Genomic DNA, 3,422 nt, shown 5'->3' on the forward strand with positions numbered 1-3,422 from the left:
GCAGTGTTCAGCGTAAATGTATCAGGAACTGTCCATGCAAGTGGAGTTTCGCGAGTGCGATCCGGGAAATCTGTGGATCTGGTTTGAGTTTGCGGAGCCGCCGGTCGAAGCTGAGCTGGAGTACCTCAACGAGGTGCTGGAGTCATGGTACGTGCTGGGCAAACTGGGCGGATTTAACGCCGAGCGCCTGGTGGCCCAAGAGGCCGAGGTGGATCTGAGCTATCTGGAATATCCCAACGAATCGGATCCCTTGCCTTCCCTGATGCACAACATGGGATCCCTGGAAGAGAAGGACAACTGGGCCCGCTGCTGGTTTGATCTGGGCACCGCCGATGCGATGGCGCTGGATGTGTTGATCAACGCCCTGCGCACCCTCAGCCTGGAATACATCGGCCTCAGCCGCGTGATTATCGGCGGGCAAAATGAGGATTGGCCAACGGCGGATCCGGAGGAGATGGATGACATGGATGACTACGATCTAAACGGCTATGTGCGGGATCACAGGGAGGAGGAAGGAGGGCTGGAATAGCGGGATCCCTGCCTACTCCAAGTAGCCCAGCTCTTGCATCTGCCGCACCAAGTCGGCATCGCTTTCCACATTCACCTTGCGAGGAGCCGTGCTGGGCTGTCGGGACTCTGCCCAGCTCACCCACGTTCTCAGCCCCTGCTGCAGGCGAGCCAGCCAAGCCTGGGGCCAGCCGGCTTCCCCCGCCGACCCGTCGTGACAGCGTTGCGGATCAGCATCAGGGAGAGAGGAGACAGGATCCCCGTCGCCGACCCAGAGCAGATCCCGCAGCTCCGCCGGATCCTGCTCCAAGTTGTAGAGGCTGGGACGATCCCCCGTTTGGATGAGCTTGGTCATCCCCTCATAGAGGGCACGGCGGATGTCGTAACAGGCACGCGCCCGCAGCAGGCTGTCGTTACGGCTTTCCATAGCCCGAATGAGGAGGTGGGGCGGGAAGGCTTCGCTGAGCACTGTTCCCTGCTCGGGATCTTCCCCTGCCAAGGTGCGGGCCAAGCTGAGGCGGGCGACCTCGCGGCGGAGCTTGAGGCTGACACAGGGGGCACCGTTGGGGGAAAGGTTGGGGCTAAAGCCGGCAGCTTCCAGGAGGGTATGGAAGAGGCGGCGGGTGGAAACGGGGGTGGCAATGCGTTTTCCTGCCGGGAAGTGGCCGGGATAGCGCAGGATGAGGGGCACGCGGATCAGCTCTTCGTAGACCACAAAGGCGTGGCCGACGAAGTCGTGTTCTCCCAGGCCTTCGCCGTGATCGGCGACGATGGCCACCAGCGTGTTCTGCTCCAGGCCGGTGTGGCGCAGAGTGTCGAAGACGGATCCCAGTAGGTGATCTTGGTAGGCCACCTCAGCATCGTAGATATCCCGCAGCACCTGCGCTTGCAGTGGAGAAAGGGGCTGCGGCAGGGGCGCCATCCAGCGGTAGGGCTGGGCGTTGTATTGGCGCAAAAAGTCGCGGGCCTCGCGGTTGCTTTTGAAATAGGGGGCGTATTTCTGCACAAAGGGCTCCGGCGGCCAGTAGGGCAGATGGGGCTCCATCAGGTTGACAAAGCAAAAGAAGGGCCGTGCTCCGGGATCCGACCGGCGGCGGGCCATCTGCTGCAGGTAGCGGTTGAGGTCGGCAATCGAGGCGGCGGTGTTGCCTTTGAAGTTGAGCAGGCGGGTCCAGAGGGAGGCAAACCAGGGGTGCAGCGCCAGCTGGAAGAGGGCGTCGGAGCGGGCAAAGGCGTTTTGCACCGGATAGGAGAGCCGCCGCCAAAATTGGGTGTAGGCGGCCAGCCAGCGGTTCAAGGGGGCGGGCAAGGGGGTGCCTTCGGGGGGGCGGGTGGGCAGAGCGCCACCGTAGTTGTAAAAGGTTTCAAAGCCGCGCCGCAAGCCGTTTTTCAGGATCCCCACCAGAGGGTTGTTGCAAAAGCCCACAGTGGTATAGCCGCTCAGCTGCAACAGCTCTGCCAGGGTGGGCAGGGCGGGGCTCAGCTCCAGATCTGCTTGGACAGTCTGGTGGGTGCTGGGATATTCCCCCGTAAACAGGGAAGCGTGGGAGGGGATGGTCCATTGGGCAGGGGCGATGGCCCGCTCGAAGAGGGTGGATTCGGCGGCCAGCCGATCCAGGTTGGGGCTGGTGGGCACTTGGCGGGCACGCTCCGCTTCTGACCAATAGCAGGAGAGACGATCCGCCCGCTGGGTATCCAGCACGATCAGCAGGATGTTGGGGCGTTCTACGGCAGCAGCGCCGGCCCTTGCGGGGGAATGTCCTGTTTGCGCCACTCGGACGGAGTCCTCAAAGCTCACCACAACTCACCCGATACTTTTCCTTAAAGGTATCCCTATCCTGCCATGCTCTCGGCCAGCTTTCTGCTTCCCCCACCGCCTCCTCAGGGCAAAGTGAGCTGGGTTTGGCTGTTGCCCTGGATCCGAGCAGTGTTGGCCTGCCAATCCAGGATCCCTTGGTTGCCTCTGACAGTCAAAGCCTGGCCGGGCTGGCGGTAGCGCACGTTGCCCTGGGCCTGCAGCTGGGTGGAGCCGATGCGCCAGCGGATCTCCTGGGCCTGCAGCTCTTGACCGGTTTGCTCGGCTTTGGCTTGCCCGTTGCCCAATATGCGCAACTCGGTTAGAGGCAGGGGAGCCCGCAACTGCTCGCCCCTGAGGCGCAAAGCTTGTAAGGGAGCGTAAACCTCTACAGACCCTACTGCCTGCACTTCCCCGACGCCAAATTGCCACAGAAAACGGCTGGCAGCCAGCTCCAGATCCGGATCCCGGTACTCTGCCCGCACCGGCTGAGTGGGATCCCAGTTCTCCAGCTGCATCTGGGCTTGGCCAAAATCGACGAGCAGCCGATCCCCCTGCAGGGATCCCTGGCCCTCCAACAGCTCCACTTTCACCTGGCCCTCAGCTTGGAGGAGGCGCTGTTCCGGCAGCCATTCCACCCGCTGGGCCTCCAGACGCAGGTTGTCTCGCTCCGATTCCACCTCGACTTGACCCGTCAATTCCAGCCGTCGTTCGCCGGGGTACGCGGATCCTCGCTCGGCGCGGGTGCGGATGGCGCGGTTGTCTTCGTCGAAGAATTCCCCCTGAACGGCCTGCAAATGGGCGGATCCCAACTGCACAGGAGCGGCACCATTTTCTGGGGGGGACTCATATTCGGCCAGGCGAGCCTGTAAGCGCCAAAGAATGCCGCCGTCGGGCCTGGCTTGGGTGAGGGTGATGTCTTCGTAGATCAACTGGGGGGTGGAGATGGGCTCGGAAGGCGCATCGGGATCCCACTCCGGCCCGCCACAGCCCGCGCTCAGCAGGGCCAAAACGGCCAGGAAACGGAGGACAGACAAAGACCTGGACTGCATGGATCTTCCTTGGGGGCTTTCTCCCCTACCCTAGCTTTCTTAGGACTCCGTCCCGCTGGCGCGATCAG

The 3,422-nt window shown here is 62.7% G+C and carries 3 protein-coding genes; 1 reads left to right on the forward strand and 2 read right to left on the reverse strand.

Going from position 1 to position 3,422, the window contains the following annotated elements:
• Positions 1-34: 34 nt before the first annotated feature.
• Complete coding sequence (locus NW818_RS13245) at positions 35-529, forward strand: DUF3531 family protein (RefSeq protein WP_414343673.1); 495 nt, start codon at positions 35-37, stop codon at positions 527-529.
• Positions 530-541: 12 nt separating this feature from the next.
• On the opposite strand, the gene NW818_RS13250 is transcribed toward NW818_RS13245, so the two are convergent.
• Both NW818_RS13250 and lptC read right to left on the reverse strand, forming a co-directional pair.
• Complete coding sequence (locus NW818_RS13250; protein ID WP_414424817.1) at positions 542-2,305, reverse strand: sulfatase; 1,764 nt, start codon at positions 2,303-2,305, stop codon at positions 542-544.
• 83 nt (positions 2,306-2,388) lie between these two features.
• Positions 2,389-3,339: an LPS export ABC transporter periplasmic protein LptC gene (lptC, locus tag NW818_RS13255; RefSeq protein WP_414424818.1), complete on the reverse strand. Its 951-nt coding sequence runs from the start codon at positions 3,337-3,339 to the stop codon at positions 2,389-2,391.
• Positions 3,340-3,422: the final 83 nt, after the last annotated feature.

The organism is Synechococcus sp. R6-5, assembly GCF_047461775.1.
Lineage (GTDB): Bacteria > Cyanobacteriota > Cyanobacteriia > Thermostichales > Thermostichaceae > Thermostichus.

Bases quoted from the DNA above. Each gene is read 5' to 3' on its own strand.
- NW818_RS13245 (WP_414343673.1), top strand. From the start codon at position 35: ATGCAAGTGGAGTTTCGCGAGTGCGATCCGGGAAATCTGTGGATCTGG.